The 18820-nt window shown below is 70.0% G+C and carries 21 protein-coding genes; 9 read left to right on the forward strand and 12 right to left on the reverse strand.

The features are described 5' to 3' along the window. Positions 1-43: 43 nt before the first annotated feature. Positions 44-502 carry a MarR family transcriptional regulator gene (locus tag ACIHFD_RS08450; protein WP_363963920.1) on the reverse strand — a complete coding sequence of 153 codons (459 nt, stop codon included), beginning with the start codon at positions 500-502 and terminating at the stop codon, positions 44-46. A gap of 34 nt (positions 503-536) precedes the next feature. On the opposite strand from ACIHFD_RS08450, the gene ACIHFD_RS08455 reads away from it, so the two are divergent. Then, positions 537-1466 (forward strand): cation diffusion facilitator family transporter, encoded by a 930-nt coding sequence (locus tag ACIHFD_RS08455; protein WP_397366165.1) that lies wholly within the window; start codon positions 537-539, stop codon positions 1464-1466. A 17-nt stretch (positions 1467-1483) separates the two neighbouring features. Here the strand turns inward: ACIHFD_RS08455 and ACIHFD_RS08460 are convergent, their stop codons facing one another. From ACIHFD_RS08460 to ACIHFD_RS08510, 11 genes are read right to left on the reverse strand one after another with little or no spacing between them, the layout of a single operon-like run. After that, positions 1484-1663 carry a hypothetical protein gene (locus tag ACIHFD_RS08460; protein ID WP_350726448.1) on the reverse strand — a complete coding sequence of 60 codons (180 nt, stop codon included), beginning with the start codon at positions 1661-1663 and terminating at the stop codon, positions 1484-1486. A 10-nt stretch (positions 1664-1673) separates the two neighbouring features. After that, on the reverse strand, positions 1674-2261 hold the full coding sequence (locus tag ACIHFD_RS08465) for a 4'-phosphopantetheinyl transferase family protein (RefSeq protein WP_397366166.1): 588 nt from the start codon (positions 2259-2261) through the stop codon (positions 1674-1676). Between the two features lie 17 nt (positions 2262-2278). Then, on the reverse strand, positions 2279-2977 hold the full coding sequence (locus ACIHFD_RS08470; RefSeq protein WP_397366167.1) for a hypothetical protein: 699 nt from the start codon (positions 2975-2977) through the stop codon (positions 2279-2281). Next, the gene (locus tag ACIHFD_RS08475; RefSeq protein ID WP_397366168.1) at positions 2974-4341 is read right to left on the reverse strand and encodes an MCE family protein; all 1368 of its coding nucleotides are present in this window, start codon (positions 4339-4341) and stop codon (positions 2974-2976) included. Before ACIHFD_RS08475 ends, ACIHFD_RS08470 begins: the two co-directional genes overlap by 4 nt. Continuing rightward, a complete protein-coding gene (locus tag ACIHFD_RS08480) occupies positions 4338-5342 on the reverse strand; it encodes an MCE family protein (RefSeq protein WP_363963930.1) in 1005 nt (334 codons plus the stop codon). Before ACIHFD_RS08480 ends, ACIHFD_RS08475 begins: the two co-directional genes overlap by 4 nt. Further along, complete coding sequence (locus ACIHFD_RS08485) at positions 5339-6370, reverse strand: MCE family protein (protein ID WP_397366169.1); 1032 nt, start codon at positions 6368-6370, stop codon at positions 5339-5341. Before ACIHFD_RS08485 ends, ACIHFD_RS08480 begins: the two co-directional genes overlap by 4 nt. Continuing rightward, positions 6367-7392: an MlaD family protein gene (locus tag ACIHFD_RS08490; RefSeq protein ID WP_397366170.1), complete on the reverse strand. Its 1026-nt coding sequence runs from the start codon at positions 7390-7392 to the stop codon at positions 6367-6369. The genes ACIHFD_RS08485 and ACIHFD_RS08490 overlap by 4 nt, the downstream gene beginning before the upstream one ends. After that, positions 7392-8426 (reverse strand): MCE family protein, encoded by a 1035-nt coding sequence (locus ACIHFD_RS08495; protein WP_397366171.1) that lies wholly within the window; start codon positions 8424-8426, stop codon positions 7392-7394. Before ACIHFD_RS08495 ends, ACIHFD_RS08490 begins: the two co-directional genes overlap by 1 nt. Before the next feature lies 1 nt (position 8427). After that, positions 8428-9447 carry an MlaD family protein gene (locus ACIHFD_RS08500; protein WP_363963938.1) on the reverse strand — a complete coding sequence of 340 codons (1020 nt, stop codon included), beginning with the start codon at positions 9445-9447 and terminating at the stop codon, positions 8428-8430. A 4-nt stretch (positions 9448-9451) separates the two neighbouring features. Then, positions 9452-10309, reverse strand: coding sequence for an ABC transporter permease (locus ACIHFD_RS08505; RefSeq protein WP_313045386.1), 858 nt, complete (start codon positions 10307-10309; stop codon positions 9452-9454). Next, complete coding sequence (locus tag ACIHFD_RS08510; protein WP_350726465.1) at positions 10309-11100, reverse strand: ABC transporter permease; 792 nt, start codon at positions 11098-11100, stop codon at positions 10309-10311. The genes ACIHFD_RS08505 and ACIHFD_RS08510 overlap by 1 nt, the downstream gene beginning before the upstream one ends. A gap of 257 nt (positions 11101-11357) precedes the next feature. Here ACIHFD_RS08510 and ACIHFD_RS08515 point away from each other — a divergent pair, with 257 nt between their 5' ends. The 8 genes from ACIHFD_RS08515 to ACIHFD_RS08550 all read left to right on the forward strand — a co-directional run bounded on the left by ACIHFD_RS08515 (position 11358) and on the right by ACIHFD_RS08550 (position 18767). Further along, complete coding sequence (locus ACIHFD_RS08515) at positions 11358-11786, forward strand: CBS domain-containing protein (protein WP_350726467.1); 429 nt, start codon at positions 11358-11360, stop codon at positions 11784-11786. A gap of 93 nt (positions 11787-11879) precedes the next feature. Continuing rightward, positions 11880-12458, forward strand: a complete 579-nt coding sequence (locus ACIHFD_RS08520) for a hypothetical protein (protein ID WP_397366172.1) — start codon at positions 11880-11882, stop codon at positions 12456-12458. 213 nt (positions 12459-12671) lie between these two features. After that, on the forward strand, positions 12672-13538 hold the full coding sequence (locus ACIHFD_RS08525) for an endo alpha-1,4 polygalactosaminidase (RefSeq protein WP_397366173.1): 867 nt from the start codon (positions 12672-12674) through the stop codon (positions 13536-13538). Further along, positions 13528-14442: a sugar kinase gene (locus ACIHFD_RS08530; RefSeq protein ID WP_350726473.1), complete on the forward strand. Its 915-nt coding sequence runs from the start codon at positions 13528-13530 to the stop codon at positions 14440-14442. The genes ACIHFD_RS08525 and ACIHFD_RS08530 overlap by 11 nt, the downstream gene beginning before the upstream one ends. Continuing rightward, a complete protein-coding gene (locus ACIHFD_RS08535; protein ID WP_397366174.1) occupies positions 14439-15725 on the forward strand; it encodes an alpha-glucosidase/alpha-galactosidase in 1287 nt (428 codons plus the stop codon). The genes ACIHFD_RS08530 and ACIHFD_RS08535 overlap by 4 nt, the downstream gene beginning before the upstream one ends. A 59-nt stretch (positions 15726-15784) precedes the next feature. Further along, positions 15785-17050 carry an ABC transporter substrate-binding protein gene (locus ACIHFD_RS08540; RefSeq protein ID WP_397366175.1) on the forward strand — a complete coding sequence of 422 codons (1266 nt, stop codon included), beginning with the start codon at positions 15785-15787 and terminating at the stop codon, positions 17048-17050. Next, positions 17047-17958: a sugar ABC transporter permease gene (locus ACIHFD_RS08545; RefSeq protein WP_363963949.1), complete on the forward strand. Its 912-nt coding sequence runs from the start codon at positions 17047-17049 to the stop codon at positions 17956-17958. The genes ACIHFD_RS08540 and ACIHFD_RS08545 overlap by 4 nt, the downstream gene beginning before the upstream one ends. Then, the gene (locus ACIHFD_RS08550) at positions 17955-18767 is read left to right on the forward strand and encodes a carbohydrate ABC transporter permease (RefSeq protein WP_350726481.1); all 813 of its coding nucleotides are present in this window, start codon (positions 17955-17957) and stop codon (positions 18765-18767) included. The genes ACIHFD_RS08545 and ACIHFD_RS08550 overlap by 4 nt, the downstream gene beginning before the upstream one ends. Positions 18768-18820: the final 53 nt, after the last annotated feature.

Here is an 18820-nt window from a genome sequence, read left to right on the forward strand (position 1 = left end):
GTCAGCGCAACTTCTTCAGCGCAACTTCTTCAGCGCAGTTTTTTCAGCGCAGTTTTTTCAGGCGCTCGACGATCGGCCCGTAGGCCGCGTCGATCGCTTCGAGCTGCTCGTCGGTGAGCCGGTCGACGAAGTGCTCGCGCACGCTCGCCACGTGGTCCGGCGCCACCCGCTGGATCGTCTCCCAGCCCTCGTCGGTCAGCACCGCGAACGTGCCCCGCCGGTCGTCGCGGCAGTCCTCCCTGGTCACCAGGCCCTTGGCCTCCATGCGGGAGATCTGGTGCGACAGCCGGCTGCGTGACTGGATCGTCGCGTCGGCCAGGTCGCTCATCCGCATGCGCCGCCCCTCGTTCTCCGAGAGGTTGACCAGGATCTCGTAGTCGTTCAACGAGAGCTGATGCTCCTGCAGCTCCCGGTCGAGCCGGTGCATGAGAAGCTTGTGCAGCGCCAGATGCGTGCGCCAGGCACGCTGTTCGGCGGGTGAAAGCCAACGAGGCGCGCTCATGATCTCCAATCTAGCGCACGTAGAGTGAAGCGCTATGGAGCAGCGGGATTCGGGAGAGAGCCTGAGCACCGTCCTGGTGGCGGGAGCGGCCAATCTGGCGATCGCCGTGGCCAAACTCTTCGCGGGTCTCCTCAGCGGCTCGGCGGCGATGTTGTCGGAGGCGGCCCACTCGGCCGCCGACACCGTGACCGAGCTGTTGTTGCTGGTGGCGGTGCGCCGCGCGGGCCGGCCGCCGGACCGGCGGCATCCGTTCGGCCACGGCAAGAGCGGGTTCTTCTGGGCCATGATGGCGGCGGTCGCGACGCTGGTGGGCGGGGCCGGGTTCTCGATCACGCACGGACTGCACGTGATCGAGAAGGGCGAGGAGCTGAGGAACCTCACCCCGTCGTACATCGTGCTGGCCGTCGCGTTCGTCGCCGAGGCCGTCTCGTTCACCAAGGCCCTCTCCCAGCTGCGCAGGCAGGCCGCCAGGCACGAGCTCGACCCGGTCCGGCTGGTGCGGATCACCTCCGACACCCCGTTGAAGGCCGTGCTGTTCGAGGACGCGGCCGCCCTCGTGGGCCTGGTCATCGCGGCCGCCGGGCTGGCCGGGTCGCAGCTGACGGGCTCGGCGCTGTGGGACGGCCTGGCGTCGGCCGGGATCGGCCTGCTCCTGCTGGTGGTGGCGCTCATCCTGATCCGGTCGAACATCTCGCTGCTCATCGGCCAGGCCGCGCCCGCGCACGTGGAGGAGGGCATCCGGGCCGAGTTGACGGCCCAGCCGGAGGTGGAGGAGGTGGTCGAGCTGCTCACCATGATGATCGGGCCCGGCTCCATCCTGGTGGCCGCCAAGATCGACTTCGTGGACGTGGCGAGCGCGGCGGGTGTGGAGATCGCCTGCGACGAGGTGGACCGGCGGCTGCGGGAGCGCTTCTCGGGGATCAGCCAGGTCTTCCTCGACCCCACCCCGACCCGCCGCCGCTGACGGGGGCAGGGGACGGGTCAGCTGAAGTAGTGCATGGCGATCGCGACGCCGATCACGTGCATCAGCACGACGATGACGATGAAGGAGATGAACACGAACTTGGCCGGCCCGTGCTCGAACGTCTTCCCCTCTTCGAGGGGCCGCCGCTGGGCCATGCGGTCGGCGATCCGCTCCTCCAGGGATTTCCGGTAGAACATGTGGACGAGTCTATCCGGGGAGGGGCGCCCTCCTCGCGGGGGTGTCCGTGACAACGGCCACTCTGATGTCCGGCCCCACGCTCCATTCGAGCAGGTGGCGGCCCTCGAGGTCGTCACCGCCCGCGCGGAGCCTGTCGAGCGTCAGCTCGCCGCGCTTGATCAGCGCCTCCTTGCGCGTCCAGTGCCGGATCAGCTCGTCGTTGCCGGTGACCATCGCCCGCTCGCGCGGGGTGAGCACCCGGTCGGCGAGCAGCGGGTCCAGCGGCCCCGGCGGCACGTGCTCCGCGTCCACGCCGACCTTGCCGGGACCGGCCGCCGCGCACACGTAGCCGCGCGTGTGGCTGAAGCTGACGCCCAGCTCGGGCGCCTCCTCGATGTACGGCTTCCCGTGCCCGAGGCCGTGCAGCTCGCAGCGCTGCAGCAGGGTCAGCCCCTGCGGCTCGACGTCGAGCACGGCGGCGGCGCACAGCCGTACGAGCAGGTGGGCAGCGACGAAGCTGGCCCGATCCGCCTCGAACCTGAACCGCCCGGCCCGCTCGGTCTCCACCTCGGTGAGCCAGTCTTCCGGGGCGCGCACCTCGTCGGGGCGGCCACCCATCGCTAAAGAACCGATGGTCAGTCCTTCTTCTTGTCGCCGGTGAGGTTGTACTGGTCCTCCGAGGCCGCGCCGAGAACGGTCACGTCATGGATCTTCCAGGTCCCCTTCTCCTTCACAAGGCTGATCTTAAGGTGCGAGTCCTTGACGGAGCGGATCGCTTCGGAGGTGTTCACCTGCTGGTCCACCACGACGATGGCGTGCGCGGTGGCCTCGTCCACGTCGGCCAGGTAGACCTCGCGCACCGTGGCCTGCGAGGTGGCCTTGAGCTTGACGATGACCTGCGCCATCGCCCCGCCGAACGCCGCGTCGTAGGTGGCCAGGAAGTCGCCCGTGGCCTGCGCGGCGAGGGTGGAGCGGGTGTTCTGGAGGTTCTGGTAGTCGTAGCTGAGCAGCGCCTTGCTGAACGCGCTCGCCGCCCCCGACACCTCCAGGCGCAGCGCGCGCTCGGACTCGAGCCTGGCCCGCGCGTCCTCGGCCTGCGTGGCGGAGATCCACTGCAGCACGGCGGTGGCGGCCAGCGCGGCCACCAGCATCGCCGCCAGCGTCCCGAGCACCCGGGCCCGCGTGACGCGCCCACCGCCCTTGCCGCCCGCCGCCTCTTCGTCCGGAGCCTCTTCGGTTTCGGTGGACGTCGCCTCCGCCACCGTAGGCTGCTCTTCCTCGGAGGGGGCCTCATCGGTGCGGGCGCCCTCGGAGAGGTCCTGCTTGGTGGTCATTTCGACTCCTCACGGCGGCGGGCGGCCCGGCCCGTCGCGATCCAGCCCACGATGCCACCGCCGGCCACCACGGCGAGGAATATCCCGGCAATCAGCGGGGTGGCGTTCGGCGGGGTGCGGGACGCGGGCCCGGCGGCCGCCGCGCCGCTGGGCGACGGGGTGGCCTCGGGCCGCTGTTTCGGTTTCTCGGTGTTCCTCGCCACCGGACGCGCGGACTCGGCGGGCGAGGCGGGTGAGGCGGTGTCCGCCGGTCCGGCGGCGTCCTGATGCGGATCTGTACGGCGATCTGCGCGGGAGTCGCCGGAGTCCGGGGAAGCGGCGGGGGAGGGGCAGGAGCGCAGAATGGGCACCGTCGGTGGCCCGACCGCGCCGGCGTACTCCTCGGCCGGGGTCGGCCCGCCCGGCACGCTGAAGATGAACGCCGCCCTCCCGTAGACGGTGTCGCCGTGCCGGTCGCTGATGTCGTCCGCCAGGCTGAGCGCGGTCGGGACGATGCTGAGCAGGTGGTGCACGTTCCGCTCGGTCTCCGCCGAGAACGCCGGTCGATGCGGCTGTCCCAGCGCCGTCAGCAGGCACGAGAACCCCGGCCTGGACTTCTTGACGGCCGCGTCCAACTGGGCGAACACCCCTGGCCCCCGGTCGAGGAAGGTGTTCAGGTCGGCGCGGGAGGCGCGCAGCGTGCTCGTCACCGTGCTCAGGTCGGTGATCCCGGAGGCCAGCTCGCCCCGCTTGCCGGCCAGCGTGTGGGTGAGCCGGGTGAGCTGCACCGACAGGTCGTCGAGGACGGCGGCGTTGTCGGCCAGCGTGCCGGTCAGGGAGTGGGCGTCGTCGATGATGTTCCTGATCGCCGGGGCCCGCCCGTCCAGCGCGACGGCCAGCTCATGGGTGATCGTCTTCGCGTCCCGGGGCGGCACCGCGTTCAGCAGCTTGCCGACGCCCTCGAACAGCTTCTTGTAGTCGAGCGGCACCGACGTCTTGGCCAGCGGGATCGTGTCCCCGGCCGCGAGCGTGGGGCCCTTCACGCCGGTGGCGGGCGGCGAGAGCTCCACGTATGGCTCCCCGATGGCCGACTTGCGCCGCACCTCGGCCGTGGCGCCCTGGGGCAGCCGGATCCCCCTGTCGATGTCGAGACCGACCACGATCTTGCCCGGCGCCAGCCGCACGTCGCCGATCTTGCCGACCCGCACCCCCAGGTACGCCACGTCGAACCCTCGGATGAGCCCCGGCGACGACACGAACTCGGCCGAGATCCGGTAGGGCCGTTCGATGGCGTCGAGCCGGATGATCGTGCTGAACGCCCAGACGGTCATGACCACGCCCAGGACGGCGAAGAAGCCCAGGTTCAGATAGATCCGGTTTTTCATCGCGGCGGCTCCAGGAGCAGGCGGAAGTCCTCGATCCGGTTCGGCAGCAGCCCCTGCGACGACTTCTTGGGCAGCAGGACGCCCTTCAGCCACAGGTAGATCAGCACCTGCCCGTTGGCCGTGATCGGCGGCGCGTCGATGAACTTCTGCAGCCGCGCCACCAGCGTCTTCAGGTCCTCCTTGCCCCGTTGCATCGCCGACGAGATGGCCTCCAGCTCCAGCAGCAGCGTCCGCAGCCGGGCGGCGTGGCGCGGGTAGACGGTGAGGTTGGCCTCCTTGGCCAGCCGGGTGAGCGCGATGATCGTCTTCTTGACGTGCTTGCGCCCGTGCGCGATCCGCGCGGTGGCCGCGGCCAGCGTGCCCGGCAGCCGGTCCAGCTCGCCGCTGCCCTTGGCGAGGTCGTCGCCCAGCTTGGCCAGCGCGTCGATGCTGGTGCCCAGGTCCTGGCGGGCCGCGGCGTAGGCGTCGGTGACCTCGGCCGTCTGCTTGATCAGCTTGTTGACGTCGTCGCCTTTCCCGGCGAAGGCGGTGGAGGCCGCGTCGAGGATGGCGTTCACGTCCTGCGCGCCGAGTGCCTCGATGAGCGGCCCGGCCTTCGCGGTGACCTGCTCGATGTCCGGCTCGACCGACGTGTCGGCGATGGTGGCGCCGTTGCTCAGGTACGGCCCCGTGGCCAGGTCCTTGCCCGCGGGCGGCGTGAGCAGGACGTAGTTCTCGCCCAGCACCGACGTCTTGGCCACGGTGGCCGTGCTGCCCTCGGGCACCCGGTACCTGGACACGATCGACATCGTCACCTTGGCCCGGTAGCCCTCCAGCCGGATGTCGGTGACCGTGCCCACCCGTACGTCGGAGATCTGCACGCTGTGCCCGGCCACCAGGCTCTGCACGTCGTCGAAGACAGCGTGCAGGGTCAGGTCGCCGGTGGTCGCGCCGAGCGTCTGGAGCGAGCACGACGCCGTCACGGCGAGCGCGAGGATCGCGGCGAGCAGGCGGGCCCTCATCGCCGCCTCCCCTGCTGCTCGTAGGGACAGTTGCTCAGCCCGGCGGGCAGGCACGGCACCCGCCCCAGGTTCAGCGATTGGAACAGCGGCGTCAGCCATGCCTTGGTCATCGCGTTGAGCACGACGCGGATCTTCAGCACGTGCTGCTTCCTGTCCCACGAGTCGATCACCACGTCGGCGAAGTCGGCCGCGCCCTTGATCGCCTGCGCCACGGACGCGCTGTTGGCCCGCATGGTCAGCACCAGCTCGGCCAGCGTCCCGGCGGCCTGGGGGAGCCGCTCGGAGTACTGCTCGATGATCACGTCGCCGCGCCGTACGAAGTCCGAGATGCCGGTGATGAAGTCGCGCAGCCGCCGCCGCTCCTCCGCCAGGATCGAACTGGCCTCGGCGAACGCGTCGATCGCGCCCGTCACCTGGCTCTCGCGCCGGTTGAGGCCGGTGGCCAGCCGGTTCAGCCCCTTGGCGAGATCGACGAGCTGCTGGTCCTGCTTGGCCAGGGTGCCGGTGAGCCGGGAGGTGTCGTCGATGGCGTTGTTGATGGTCTTGCCGCGCCCCCTGACCCCGTCGGCCAGGTCGCTCGCCACGGAGCCCAGCTTCTTGTCGTCGAGCGCGTCGGTGAGCTTGGTGAACGCGTCGAGCGCGTCGTCGATCTCCACCGGCAGGTCGGTGCGCTCCAGGGGGATGACCGTCCCCGGCGCGACCTTCTGGTCGCCGGGCTTCCACGGGGGGTAGAGGACGACGTTCCGCTCGCCGAGCGTGTTCTGCGGCGCGACCACGGCCTTCACCTTGGCCGGGAGCGGCACCTGCCGGTCCACCAGCAGGTCGACTCTCACCTTGTCCCCATCGATCCTGATTTTCTCGACATATCCGGCGTCCAGCCCCATCACCTTGACCCGCGCCTGCTCGTACAGGGAGGGCGCCTTGTGGAAGACCGCCACCAGCCGGTACGGCTCCGGCCCCAGCACGGTGCACCCCGACGTCAGGAACACCCCGGCCACGGCCAGCAGGACCGCCACGAGTCGTCTCATCTGGCGCTCTTCCTGTCCTTGGAGATGGCGGCGAGCACCTCCGGGTTGATGGGGCCGAGGCCCGTGGCTATGGCCTCGAGCCACGGGCCTTGACCGCCCATCGTGGACAGACCGGAGAACGTCGGGCCCGCCCATGCCAGGAGCGAATTGAACTGCTTGTTGCTGCCGCCGAGCCGTGTCGTGATGGCCGCGTTGTCGTCCAGCACCTGGACGAGGGTCTTCTCGTGCTCGTTGATCAGCTTGGTCGTGCTGCGCACCAGGTCGCTGCCGTCGCCGAGCAGCGTGCGCAGCTCCTCGCGCCGCCGGCGCAGCTCGGCCAGCATGACGCCGATGGCGTCGATGAGCCGCGCGAGCTGCCTGTCCTTCTTCTCCAGGACGTTCATGATCCGGGTGCCGTTGTCGATGAGCCGCTGGAGCTGCGGCTCGCTCTTGCTGATCGTGTCCGACAGGTCGCCGATGTTGCGCAGCAGCCGGGTGATGCGGCCGCGCTTGCCCAGGTCGACCTTGTCCAGCTCGGTGAGCAGGTCGTCCACGGCGTCGGTGTCCAGGCGCTGGACCAGCCGGGTGGCGTCCTTGATGGCGTCGTTGATCAGGGTGGGCACGCCGGTCCGCGTCACGGGGATGCGCCGCTGCCCCTCGGGGAGCTGGTCCATGAACGGGGCCGCGACAGGGCCGGTGAGCTTGACGTACCGGCCGCCGAGCAGGTTCGACAGGGCGATGTCGGCCCGGGTGCCGCGGCCGAGTCGTACGCCGTCGTCCACCTTCCAGGTGACCACCACGTTGCCCTGCGCGTAGTCGGCGCGGACCTCGGTGACCTTGCCGACGCGCACCCCGGCGACCCTGACGTCGTTGCCGGTGCGCAGCCCGCCGGAGTCCACGAACACGCCCGACATGGAGTAGCCGCCCTCCAGCAGCCCCAGGTTGCCGACCAGGAACGTGCCGACGAGGATCGCGGCGAGCGTGGCCAGCGACACGAGGCCGACGACGATCCGGTTGCGGTCACGGAAGGACTTGAGCGCCATCACTCGCCCACCAGCAGCTTCTGCAGGTCCTTCGTGCTCTGGACCCGGGTGTTGCGCAGCGGCGGCGGCGCCTGCATCCCGTACGGGCAGGGCGCGGCGCTCAGCGCCACGCACGGGACCGCGGTGATGAAGTAACGGCCGCGGTCCACGGTCTGGTACGCGCGGGCGAACAGCGGCTGGAACGTGCTGACCGTCCTGTCGATCTCGTTCACGTGCCGCCTGATGCCGCCGGTCAGCCCCGACAGGTTGTCGACCAGCCGGCCGAGCTCGTCGGCGTTCTTGCCGAGCACCTCGTTGGAGGTGTGCACGGTCGTCGACAGTTCCACCAGCGACTCGTCGATCAGCTCGCGGTTGTCGGCGAACGCCTCCGACAGCGTGACGAGGTTGTCGACGAGCTGCTCGATCTGCTTGTCGCGCCGGGCGACCACGCCGGTGACGGTGGCGTAGTCCTTCAGTAACTGCTCGATGGTCTTCCTGCGCTCGGTGACCGTGGTGGTGATGGCGTTGACGTTGTCGAGCAGCCTCGGGATGTTCCGCTCGTTGCCCTTGAGCGACCTGGCGGCGGCGGTGAGGAGCTGGTTGATCTGGTCGGGGTCCAGGCTGCGGGTGAGCGGGCCGAGGTCGCTGACCAGCTGGCCGATGTCCACGACGGAGGAGGTACGGGTGATGCGCGCCCCCGGCGTCAGCTTTCCGGGCGCGGTGCCGGGCAGCAGGTAGACCACGCGCTGGCCGACCGCGTTGCGCCAGCGGATGGCGGCCTCGGTGTCGGCGGGCACGGTGATCCCCTGCTGCACCTCCATGGTCACCTCGGCCCGCCCGTCCACCACCTTGATCGTGTCCACCTGGCCCACGGGCGCTCCGGCGATCTTCACCTGGTCGCCCTCGTTCAGCCCCGACACGTCGTCGAACACGGCGACCAGCGGGTAGCCGGCACCCGTGCTCACCCGGGCGATCTGCACGCCGATCACCGCGATCAGCGCCACGCACACGCCGACGAAGACCGCGAACCGCGCGAACGTCCAGGCCCGGCGCATGTCAGCGCCTCCCGTCGGTCGGGCCGCAAATGCCGACGATCAGCTCGCAGACGTCGGTCGCCACGAACGCCTCGACCTGGAGCTGGCGGGTGTTGCCCGGCCCGGGCGCCTCGATCAGCTCGTTGAGCAGGTCGACCAGCCTGTTCAGGCCGCGTACGCCGTCGCCGGCCAGGCCGAGCTGGGCGTAGATGAGCGCGGCCACCCGCTCGGTGGAGTGCACGCCGGCCCGCAGGTCCTGACGGTGCTTGGCCAGCCCGTGCGCCGCCAGGCCGGAGACCGAGGTGACCTCGTCCAGCAGCGCGCGCACCTTGTCGGCCCGCGCGAGCAGGTCGGGGGTGATGACGTTGACGTCGGAGGAGATCGAGACCAGGTCGTCGCCCTTGTCCTGCAGGGCCGTGCCCAGCAGGGCGGCGTCGTGCAGGAACTGCCGGGCCCGGCCGCGCTGCCGGTGCGCGACGCCGACGAGCGTGCCGGCGTCGCCGATCAGCTCGCGCAGGTTCTCGCCCTCGCCGTCCAGGCCCTGGGCCAGGGTGTGCACGATGACGGTGACCTCGCGCGGGTCGACGGCGTCCAGGCCGCGGTAGGCGGCGCCGAGCGTGTCGGACAGGTCGAGCGGGCCCTCGGTGTCGGTGATGACGGCGCCACTGGCCAGGTAGGGGCCGGTGGTCTCGCCGGAGCCGGGCTTGAGGTCGAGGAACTTGGGGCCGAACACCGAGGCCGGCTCGACGGAGGCGACCGTGGACCCCGGCACCTTGACGCCGGGGTCGAGGTGCATGGTCACCACGGCCCGGCCCTTGGCGTCCAGCGACACGCTCGTCACCTTGCCGACCGTGATGCCGCGGATCTTGACGGGGGAGCCGGCGTCCATGCCCTGCCCGGCCCTGGCGAACACGGCGTCGATCCTGGTCCCGCTCAGCTCGGTGGCGGTGCGGACGACGTACAGGGTGGCCGCGGCGAGCACGACGAGCACGGCGAACGCGATGCCCACCCGGGCTGCGAGGGAGAGTTGGAATCGGCCCACCGGCTCACCCCGTCAGCGGTATGTTGCCGCCGCTGCCCCAGAACAGGTACGACAGCAGCAGATTGAGCAGCACGATCGTGACGATCGACTGGCGGATGGCGCGGCCCGCCGCCACGCCCACGCCCACCGGGCCGCCGGTGGCGTGGAAGCCGTGGTAGCAGTGGATCACGATGACCGCGAAGGCGAACACGCCGACCTTGGTGACGCTGAACGCGATGTCCCGGACCGGCAGATACAGATAGAAGTAGTAGTCGTAGACCCCCGGCGCCAGGCCGAACAGCACCGTGCACATCAGCCGGGTGGCGAAGAAGCTGGCGAAGAGCGCGATCAGGTAGATCGGCACCAGCGCCAGCAGCGCCGCCACGACCCTGGTGCAGATCAAATAGGTGAAGGCGTTGATGCCCATGACCTCCAGCGCGTCGATCTCCTCCGAGATCCGCATCGCGCCCAGCTCCGCCGTGAACGACGAGCCCACCTGCGCCGCCAGCGCCGTCGCGGCGATGATCGGGGTGATCTCGCGGACGTTCGCGAAGCTGCCCACCAGGCCCATGAACGACTCCGCGCCGATCGCCTGCAGCCCCTGGTAGCCCTGCAGGCCCACGGTCGCGCCCACGACGAACGCCATCGTGAACACCACGAAGATCATGCCGCCGCCGATGACGGTCGCCCCGACGCCCACCACGACGTCGCTGACCTGCCTGATGACGACCTTGAAGAACTTGAGCCGCAGGACGACGTCGCGTACGGAGTAGAACAGCACCTTCCACACGAACAGCGGCCAGTCGGCCAGCGTCGCGAACCGCTCGGCGACGTCCCGCCCCCGCAGCGCGAGCCGCAGGCCGGCCGTGCGCGTCACCATCATCACAGCGACCTCGGCGGGTAGGCCAGGAAGTAGACGGCCGAGATCACGTAGTTGAACGCGAACACCAGCATGAACGTCACCACGGTCGCCTGGTTGACCGCCCGCCCCACACCGACGGGGCTGGAGGCGCACGTCATGCCCTTGTAGCAGGCGACCGCCGCCGCGATGAACCCGAAGATCCACGCCTTGAACAGCGTCACGTACAGGTCGGAGGCGACGACCAGGGAGAACGCGCCGTCGAAGTACGCGCCCGGGGTGACGCCCTGCACGACGACGTTGAAGAAGTAGCCGCCGCTCGCCCCGGCCAGGATGACCAGCGGGCACAGGCAGACCGCGACCGTGCTGGCCGCCCACATGCGCGGCGTGACCAGGCGGTGGATCGGGTTGACCGACATGACCTCCATCGCGCTCAGCTCGTCGCGGATGTGGCGCGCGCCGATGTCGGAGGTCATCGCGCTGCCGCCGGCCCCGGCGATCAGCAGCGCGCTGGCCAGCGGCGCCACCTCGCGGATGAGCCCGACGAAGACCGCGCTGCCGGTCGCGGAGCTGGCGCCGAGCTGCCTGGCCAGCTCGCCCACCTGGAGCGCCACGGTGGCGCCCAGCGGCAGGGCGACCAGCAGGACCGGGACGCTGGTGACCCGGGCCAGGAACCAGCACTGCTCGACGAACTCCCACCACCAGCGCCTGATGTCCCAGGTCCTGCGCAGCCCTTCCAGGACGATGACGAACAGCTCACCGATCTGGCCGAGCGTCGAGCCGGCCCGGCGTCCGATGTACCCGGACAGGGTCATCGGCGACCTCGGGTTACCGCCATGACCGCCTCCGCCGCCTACGGATGAGATGAGTGGCAACCCTACTGACGGGTTGTCTAGTAGTCGATGCTTTCGTGGGAATTTGCGCGAAAGGTATGAGACGCAGGTCACATGTTGTCAGCCAGGCACGAAAAGTGACCGCCCCGTTACAACCCGGCTCCCCTTGACGTCATCCCCCTGGGGTTGTTTGCCTGTACGCAAGGCCTGGAAGACTGAGGTGCAAGAGGTGGTGCAACATGCTCATCGGGACGATTCTTCGCGCCAAGGGAAGTGATGTGGCGACCGTGTCGCCCGGGGCGACAGTGCGCGAGCTGCTGGCCACGCTCGCCGAGCGCAACATCGGCGCCGCGGTGGTCTCCACCGACGGCCTCACCATCGAGGGCATCGCGTCCGAACGCGACGTCGTGCGCCGCCTGCACGACCGCGGCCCGGCGATCCTCGACGGCCCGGTATCCGCGATCATGACCACTCAGGTGCGCACGGTGGGGCCCGGCGAGAACGTCGACTCGCTGCGGCAGATCATGACCACGCAGCGGTTCCGGCACATGCCGGTGGTCGAGAACGGCCGGCTCGTGGGCATCGTGAGCATCGGCGACGTGGTCAAGAGCGCGATCGAGGAGCTGGAGACGGAGAAGGCGTCGCTCGTCGACTATCTCCACCGTTGATAGGGATGGCACCCTTGGTCCGTGATGTACGGGCCTCCTGAATATCCTCCTGAGTATCCGCGGGCGACAAGCAGTCCGACGATCATCGTGCTCGTGGCCGGACTCGCCGCTCTGCTCGGGTTCCTGCTGGGGGTCTTCGTGGGGTTCGGCGCGTCCGAGTCGTCCGAGGAGCCCGCCCCCCGGGTCACGGTCACGGTCGAGGGCACGCAGCCGCCGGAGCCCGAGGCCACCGGCCCCGGCCCGTCGTCGCCGGTCCAGCCCACGCAGCCCACGCAGCCCACGCCGCCGCAGGGAACGCAGCCACCGGCCACCCAGCCGGGCGCCACACAGCCGGGCGCCACCCCGCCGGGCGCCACCCCGCCCGGGCCCGGTCAGACGGCGCCCAGCCAGAACCCGCCGGGTCAGACCGGCCCGCCGAGCGGGGGGACCGGCAGTCCCGCGTTCAACAACGTGTCCATGCGGACGCTCGTCGTGGGCACGGACATCCAGCCGGGCACCTACCGCACGGCGGGCCCGACCGCGGGGATCCCCATGTGCTACTGGGCCAGGCTGCGGAGCGCCACGGGGGGCGAGATCGCGAGCGGCATGCCGACAGGTTCGGTCAGCGTCACCATCCTGGCCACGGACAAGGCGTTCAGGACCGCCGGATGCGCGGAGTGGATCAGAGCATGATGCTTTTGTGCGTCAAACTCTGGACAAAAGAGCAGGAATGCGCAATTCTGTGCGGCAAGCAAGAAGGGAGGCACGCCTGGAGCGTGCTGGCGTGACGTCCTACGGTTATGGGCCACGCCACTCCGGTGTCCCTGGCCAGGACGCGACTCGGAGAGTGCGGAACAGCGCGCAGCGCCATTGATCCGCACCCGTTCCGTACGCGAGGAGTGCCTGTTGCGCCGTCTCCCTGCTCTCATCTCTGCGGCCGCCCTGGCCGCCACCGCTCTCGTCACCGCCCCCGCCGCCGCCGCGACCACCGAGGCCAGGGCGTTGCCCGCCCCCGTCGCCTGCAACGGCTGCTGGAAGCCCGCGCTGAACACGTCCTGGCAGTGGCAGCTCTCGTCCCTGCCGACCAAGCCGTACCCGAACGTGCAGATGTTCGACATCGACGGCTTCGCCGCCAAGGACGGCGCGATCGTCAAGTCGCTCAAGGCGGACAAGCCGGGTCGCGGCGTCGTCTGCTACATCAGCGCGGGCACGTTCGAGGACTGGCGCCCGGACGCGAGCCAGTTCCCTGCCGAGGTGCTCGGCAAGCCGCTGGAGGACTGGCCGGGTGAGCGCTGGCTCGACATCCGCACCTACACCGGCAAGCTCGGCCAGATCATGAAGGCCCGGCTCGACATGTGCAAGGCCGCCGGGTTCGACGCCGTGGAGCCCGACAACGTCGACGGCTACAGCAACGCCAGCGGCTTCCCGCTCAAGGCCGCCGACCAGCTCGCCTACAACACCTGGTTCGCCAACGAGGCCCACAAGAGGGGCCTGTCGGTCGCGCTCAAGAACGACATCGAGCAGATCCCGGCGCTGCTGCCGTACTTCGACTTCGCGGTGAACGAGGAGTGCTGGGAGCACACCGAGTGCACCACCGCGCAGAACGACGACTACGGATACGACCAGTTCGTCAAGGCGGGCAAGGCCGTGTTCAACGTCGAGTACAACCTGGCCACCTCGGCCTTCTGCGCCAAGTCCAACGCTCAGAACTTCAACTCGCTGAAGAAGAAGTACGAGCTCGACGCCTACCGCGTGCCCTGCCGTGGCGCGTGACTTCGACCTGCTGGTCGTCGGTGACGCCAACCCCGACGTGGTGCTCTCCGGAGCGCCGCGCGGGTTGGCGTACGGCCAGCGTGAACAGCTCGTCTCCGGCGGCGACCTGGTGCTCGGCGGGTCCGGCGCGATCACCGCGTGCGGGGCGGCTCGGCTGGGCCTGCGGACCGCTTTCGCGGGGCGCGTGGGCGACGACGCGGCCGGGCGCTTCGTGCTGGATGCCCTGGCCGACCGGGGTGTGGACGTCTCCCGCTGCGTGATCGACTCCCGGCCCACGGCCATGACCGTGGTGCTGGCCGACGGTTCGGACCGGGCCATCCTCACCTCGCCCGGCTGCCTGCCGTACCTGACCGTGGAGGACCTGCCGCGCGACGTGGCCCGCCACGTCCACGTGTCGTCATATTTCCTGCAACCGGGGCTCGCGCCCGGACTGCCGGGCTTCCTGGCGGAGGAGCGGCGCGCGGGCGCGACCACCTCGCTGGACACCAACGACGACCCCGCCGGGGAGTGGGAAGGGCTCGGGGAGGTGCTGGCCGAGGTGGACGTGTTCCTCCCGAACGCCGCCGAGGCCCGGGCTATCGCGGCCAGGCTTTTCGACACCGGTCCCGAATGCCTCGAGGCCGCGGCGGCCCGGATCGGCGGGCTCGGCCCCACCGTGGTCGTCAAGGACGGCGGCGACGGCGCGCTGGCGTGGCAGGCGGGCGAGCTGACCCGGGCCCCCGCCGTCCCCGTCGAGCCGGTGGACACCGTCGGCGCCGGCGACAGCTTCAACGCCGGCCTCCTCGCCGCGCGGCTGCGCGGGATGAGCCTGCGCGAATGCCTGCGCGTGGCCGTGACCTGCGGATCCCTTTCGACCCAGGCCGCCGGCGGCACCGCCGCCCAGCCCACCTGGAAGGACCTATGAAGATCGTCTTTCTCGGCGCCGGGAGCGTCGAGTTCACTCAAGGGCTGCTGGCGGACCTGGTCGCCTTCCCCGATCTGGGGGAGTTCGAGGTGGCGCTGCACGACATCCACCCCGAGCGGCTGGACACCGCCGAGGCCGCCGCCCGCGTCATCGCGGCCGGGCGGCCCGTCAAGATCTCCGCCCACCTCGACCTGCGCCAGGCTCTCGAAGGCGCCGACTTCGCGATCAACATGATCCAGGTCGGCATGATCGACGCGACCCGCGTCGACTTCGAGGTGCCCGCCCGGTTCGGGCTGCGCCAGACGATCGCCGACACCATCGGCGTGGGCGGCATCTTCCGCGCCCTGCGCACCTTCCCGGCGCTCGACCGGATCGGGCGGGCCATGGCCGAGGTGTGCCCGGACGCGTGGCTGCTCAACTACACCAACCCGATGGCCATGAACGTCTGGTACCTGGCCGCCGCCACCCCCGTGCGCAACGTCGTCGGGCTCTGCCACTCCATCTACTGGACCGCCCACGACCTGGCCGAGCTGGTCGGGGTGCCGCTGGAGGAGGTGTCGTACCTGGCGGCGGGCGTCAACCACCAGTCGTGGATGCTGCGCTTCGAGTCCGGCGGACAGGACCTCTACCCGCGCCTGGACGAGGCCATCGAGCGCGACCCCGGCCTGCTGCGCCGGGTGCGCGTGGACATGTACCGCAGGCTCGGCTACTACCCGACCGAGACGAGCGAGCACTCGGCCGAGTACGTGCCCTGGTACCTGCACGACGAGAGCGAGATCGAGCGCCTGCGGATCCCCGTGGGCGCGTACATCGGCATCAGCGAGGAGAACGTACGCCAGTACGAGGCCACCCGCGACGCGCTGCGCGCGGGACGGCCGATCACCGTGGAGGGGACCATGGAATACGCCCCGCAGATCATCCACAGCGTCACCACCGGCACCAGCCGGGTCGTCTACGGGAACGTCCAGAACAGGGGCCTGGTCGCAAACCTGCCGGACGGCTGCGTGGTGGAGGTGCCGTGCGTGGCCGACGCGCTCGGCGTCCGCCCGATGGCCGTCGGCGACCTGCCCGCGCAGTGCGTGGCGCTCAACCGCGCCTATGTCAACGTCAACGAGCTGACCGTGCGCGCCGTCACCGAGGGGCGGCCCGAGCACGTCCGGCACGCCATGATGGCCGACCCGAACACCGCCGCCACCCTCACCGTCGAGCAGATCGACGAGTTGTGCGGCGCGCTGATCGAGGCCCACGGCGAGCTGATGCCCGAGTCCCTCAGGAGCCGGTGATGAAGAGCCCCGTCATGAAGAGCCCTGTCATGAAAAGCCCCGTCATGAAAAGCCCTGTCATGAAAAGCACGGCGGCGCTCGTCCTGGTCGCCGGGTTGCTGACGGCCTGCGGCTCCTCCTCCGAGGACGCCTCGGGCCCGGTCGAGATCACCTGGTGGCACGGCCAGACGGAGCTGCAGGCCAAGGTCATCGAGGGGCTGGCCGCCGAGTACTCCAAGGCCCACCCGGACGTGAAGATCACGCCCGCCGTCGGGTCCACGAACGTGGACGACATGCTGCAGAAGGTCCAGGCGGTGCTGGCCGGCGGCAAGGCGCCCGACATCGCGTACATGTACGGCACGTGGATGCCGAACCTGGCGCGCAACCCCAAGGTGTACGACCTGGCCGCCACCGTGAAGGCCCCCGGGTTCGGATGGGACGACTTCTGGCCGTCGGAGCGGGCCGTGTCGGAGGTGAACGGCAAGGTCGTCGGCGTCCCCGCGCTGGTCGACAACCTGGCCGTCATCTACAACAAGAAGCTGTTCGACGCGGCGGGGCTGCCGTACCCGTCCAAGGACTGGACCTGGGACGACTTCCGGGCCACGGCGAAGAAGCTGACCGGCGGCGGCGTGTACGGCACCGCGTACCCCGTGACCGGTCTCGAGGACACCGTGTGGCGGTTCTGGCCGATGATCTGGCAGCAGGGCGGCTCGATCCTGACGCCGGACGGGAAGAAGTCGGCGTTCAACACGCCGCAGGCGACGCAGGCGCTCGATCTGTGGAGTGCCATGGCCCAGCAGGATAAGTCCGTATACCTCGATCAAAATGGTGAGAAGTTCGTGCCGCTGTTCCAGAGCGGCAAGATCGGGATGATCGCGGCGGCGCCGTACGCGCTGCTGGACATCATCGACCACAAGATCTCCTACGGCGTGCAGGTGCTGCCCGGCTACAACGGCAACCACGAGACGGTCGCCGGGCCGGACAACTGGGTCGTGTTCGACAACGGCTCGCGCCGGGCCAAGGCCGCCGCCGAGTTCCTGACCTGGCTCACCCGGCCGGAGCAGGACGCCCGGTGGTCGCTCGGCCTGGGCAACCTGCCGCTGCGCAAGGCCACGACCGCGCTGCCGGCGTACCAGAAGTTCGTCAAGGACTTCCCCGGCATCGACGTCTTCACCGCGAACCTCGAGAACGCCAAGCAGGCCAGGCCGCCCCTGCCGGCGTACCCGGAGTTCTCCGAGAAGGTCGGCAACGCGATCGCCCAGTCGCTGGTCGGCGGCACGCCGGCGCAGCAGGCCCTCACCAAGGCCGCGACCGAGGCCGACGCAGTGCTGGGGCGCTCGCGATGACAGCCCCGACGATGAGCAGGGCGGCGCGGGTGAGCGCGCCGTCCGCGCGGCGGAGCCGGTTGGTCCCCCAGCTGACCGGGTGGGGCTTCGTGTTCCCCGCGACGCTCGTGATCGTCGGGCTCAGCCTGTTCCCCGCGGTGTGGGCGCTGCTGCTCTCGCTGCGGGACGGCGACCTGCTCACCGGCGGCGACTTCGTCGGGCTGGCGAACTACGGCGACATGCTCGGCGACGCCGAGTTGGCCGCGTCGGCCGGGCACACGCTGCTCTACACCGTGCTCTTCGTGCCCGGCTCGGTGGTGCTCGGGCTGGCGCTGGCGCTGGCGCTCAACCTCAAGATCCGGCTCATCGGGTTCTACCGTACGTGCTTCTTCGTCCCGTACGTGGTCTCCGCCGCAGCCACGGGCATCCTGTCGAACTTCGTCTTCGACCCCGACTTCGGCATCGTCAACGCCGGGCTGAAGGCGCTCGGCCTGCCCGCGATGGGGTTCCTGCAGGACCCCGACCAGGCGATGCTCACCCTGGTCGCGATCTCGCTCTGGGGCGGCGTGGGCATGCCCGCCGTGGTCTACCTGGCCGCTCTGCAGGACATCCCGCGCGAGCTGATCGAGGCGGCCCGGGCGGACGGCGGCGCCGGTCGGCACGTCCTGCGCCACGTCGTGCTGCCGCAGCTGCGGCCGGCCACGGTCTTCCTGCTGATCTGGCAGACGATCACCGCGCTGCAGCTGTTCGACCTCGTCTACACCACCACCAAGGGCCAGCCGCTCGACTCCACGACGACCATCGTGTTCTACCTCTACCGGCAGGCGTTCCAGCTCTTCCACTCCGGCTACGGCACGGCCATCGCCTACGTCCTGTTCATCGTGACGCTCGCCGTGTCGGGCGCGGTCCTGTGGAGGGGTGCGAAGTGACGCGCCGCAGCCTCGCCCATCTCTTCCTGATGCCGCTCGCGCTGCTGTTCGTGGCGCCGCTGGTGTGGATGGCGCTGACCGCGTTCATGCCGGACGCCGACATCAACACCTACCCGCCCAAGCTCTGGCCCGAGCACTTCACGCTGGACGGGTTCAGGCGCATCTTCACCGAGGACGAGTACCCGCTCTGGCTGGCCAACACGGTGATCGTGGCCGGGTCGGCGGTGCTCGGGCACGTGGTGCTCTGCTCCCTGGCCGGGTACGGCTTCGCCCGGATCAAGTTCCGCGGCCGCGGGGTCGCCTTCGCGGCGGTCATGGCCACCATCATGGTGCCGACCCAGGTGCTGATGATCCCGACGTTCCTGCTCTTCAAGAACATGGGCCTGATCGACACGCTGGGGGCGGCCATCGTGCCGTGGCTGGCGTCGGCGTTCGGGGTGTTCCTCATGCGGCAGTTCTTCCTGTCGCTGCCCAAGGAGCTGGAGGAGGCCGCCATCATCGACGGCTGCTCCCCTCTGGGCGTGTTCTTCCGCGTGGTGCTGCCGCTGGCCCGGCCCGCGCTGGCCACGCTGGTGGTGTTCACGCTGCTCGGCGCCTGGAACGACCTGATCTGGCCGCTCATCGCGATCTCGTCGGAGTCGGGCTACACGCTGCAGCTCGGGCTGGCCACCTTCGCCGGCGCCCGGCACACCGAGTGGTCGGCGCTGATGGCCGGCAACGTGATCGCGGTGCTGCCGCTCGTGCTCGCGTTCATCCTGGCGCAGCGGCACTTCGTGGCCACGATGAGCTTCAGCGGACTCAAGGGCTGAGGTTGTTGGCAGTGGTGGGGTGTGCGTAGGAGGATGCGCACAGCCCACCCCAC

The sequence above is a fragment of the Nonomuraea sp. NPDC051941 genome (assembly GCF_044593615.1).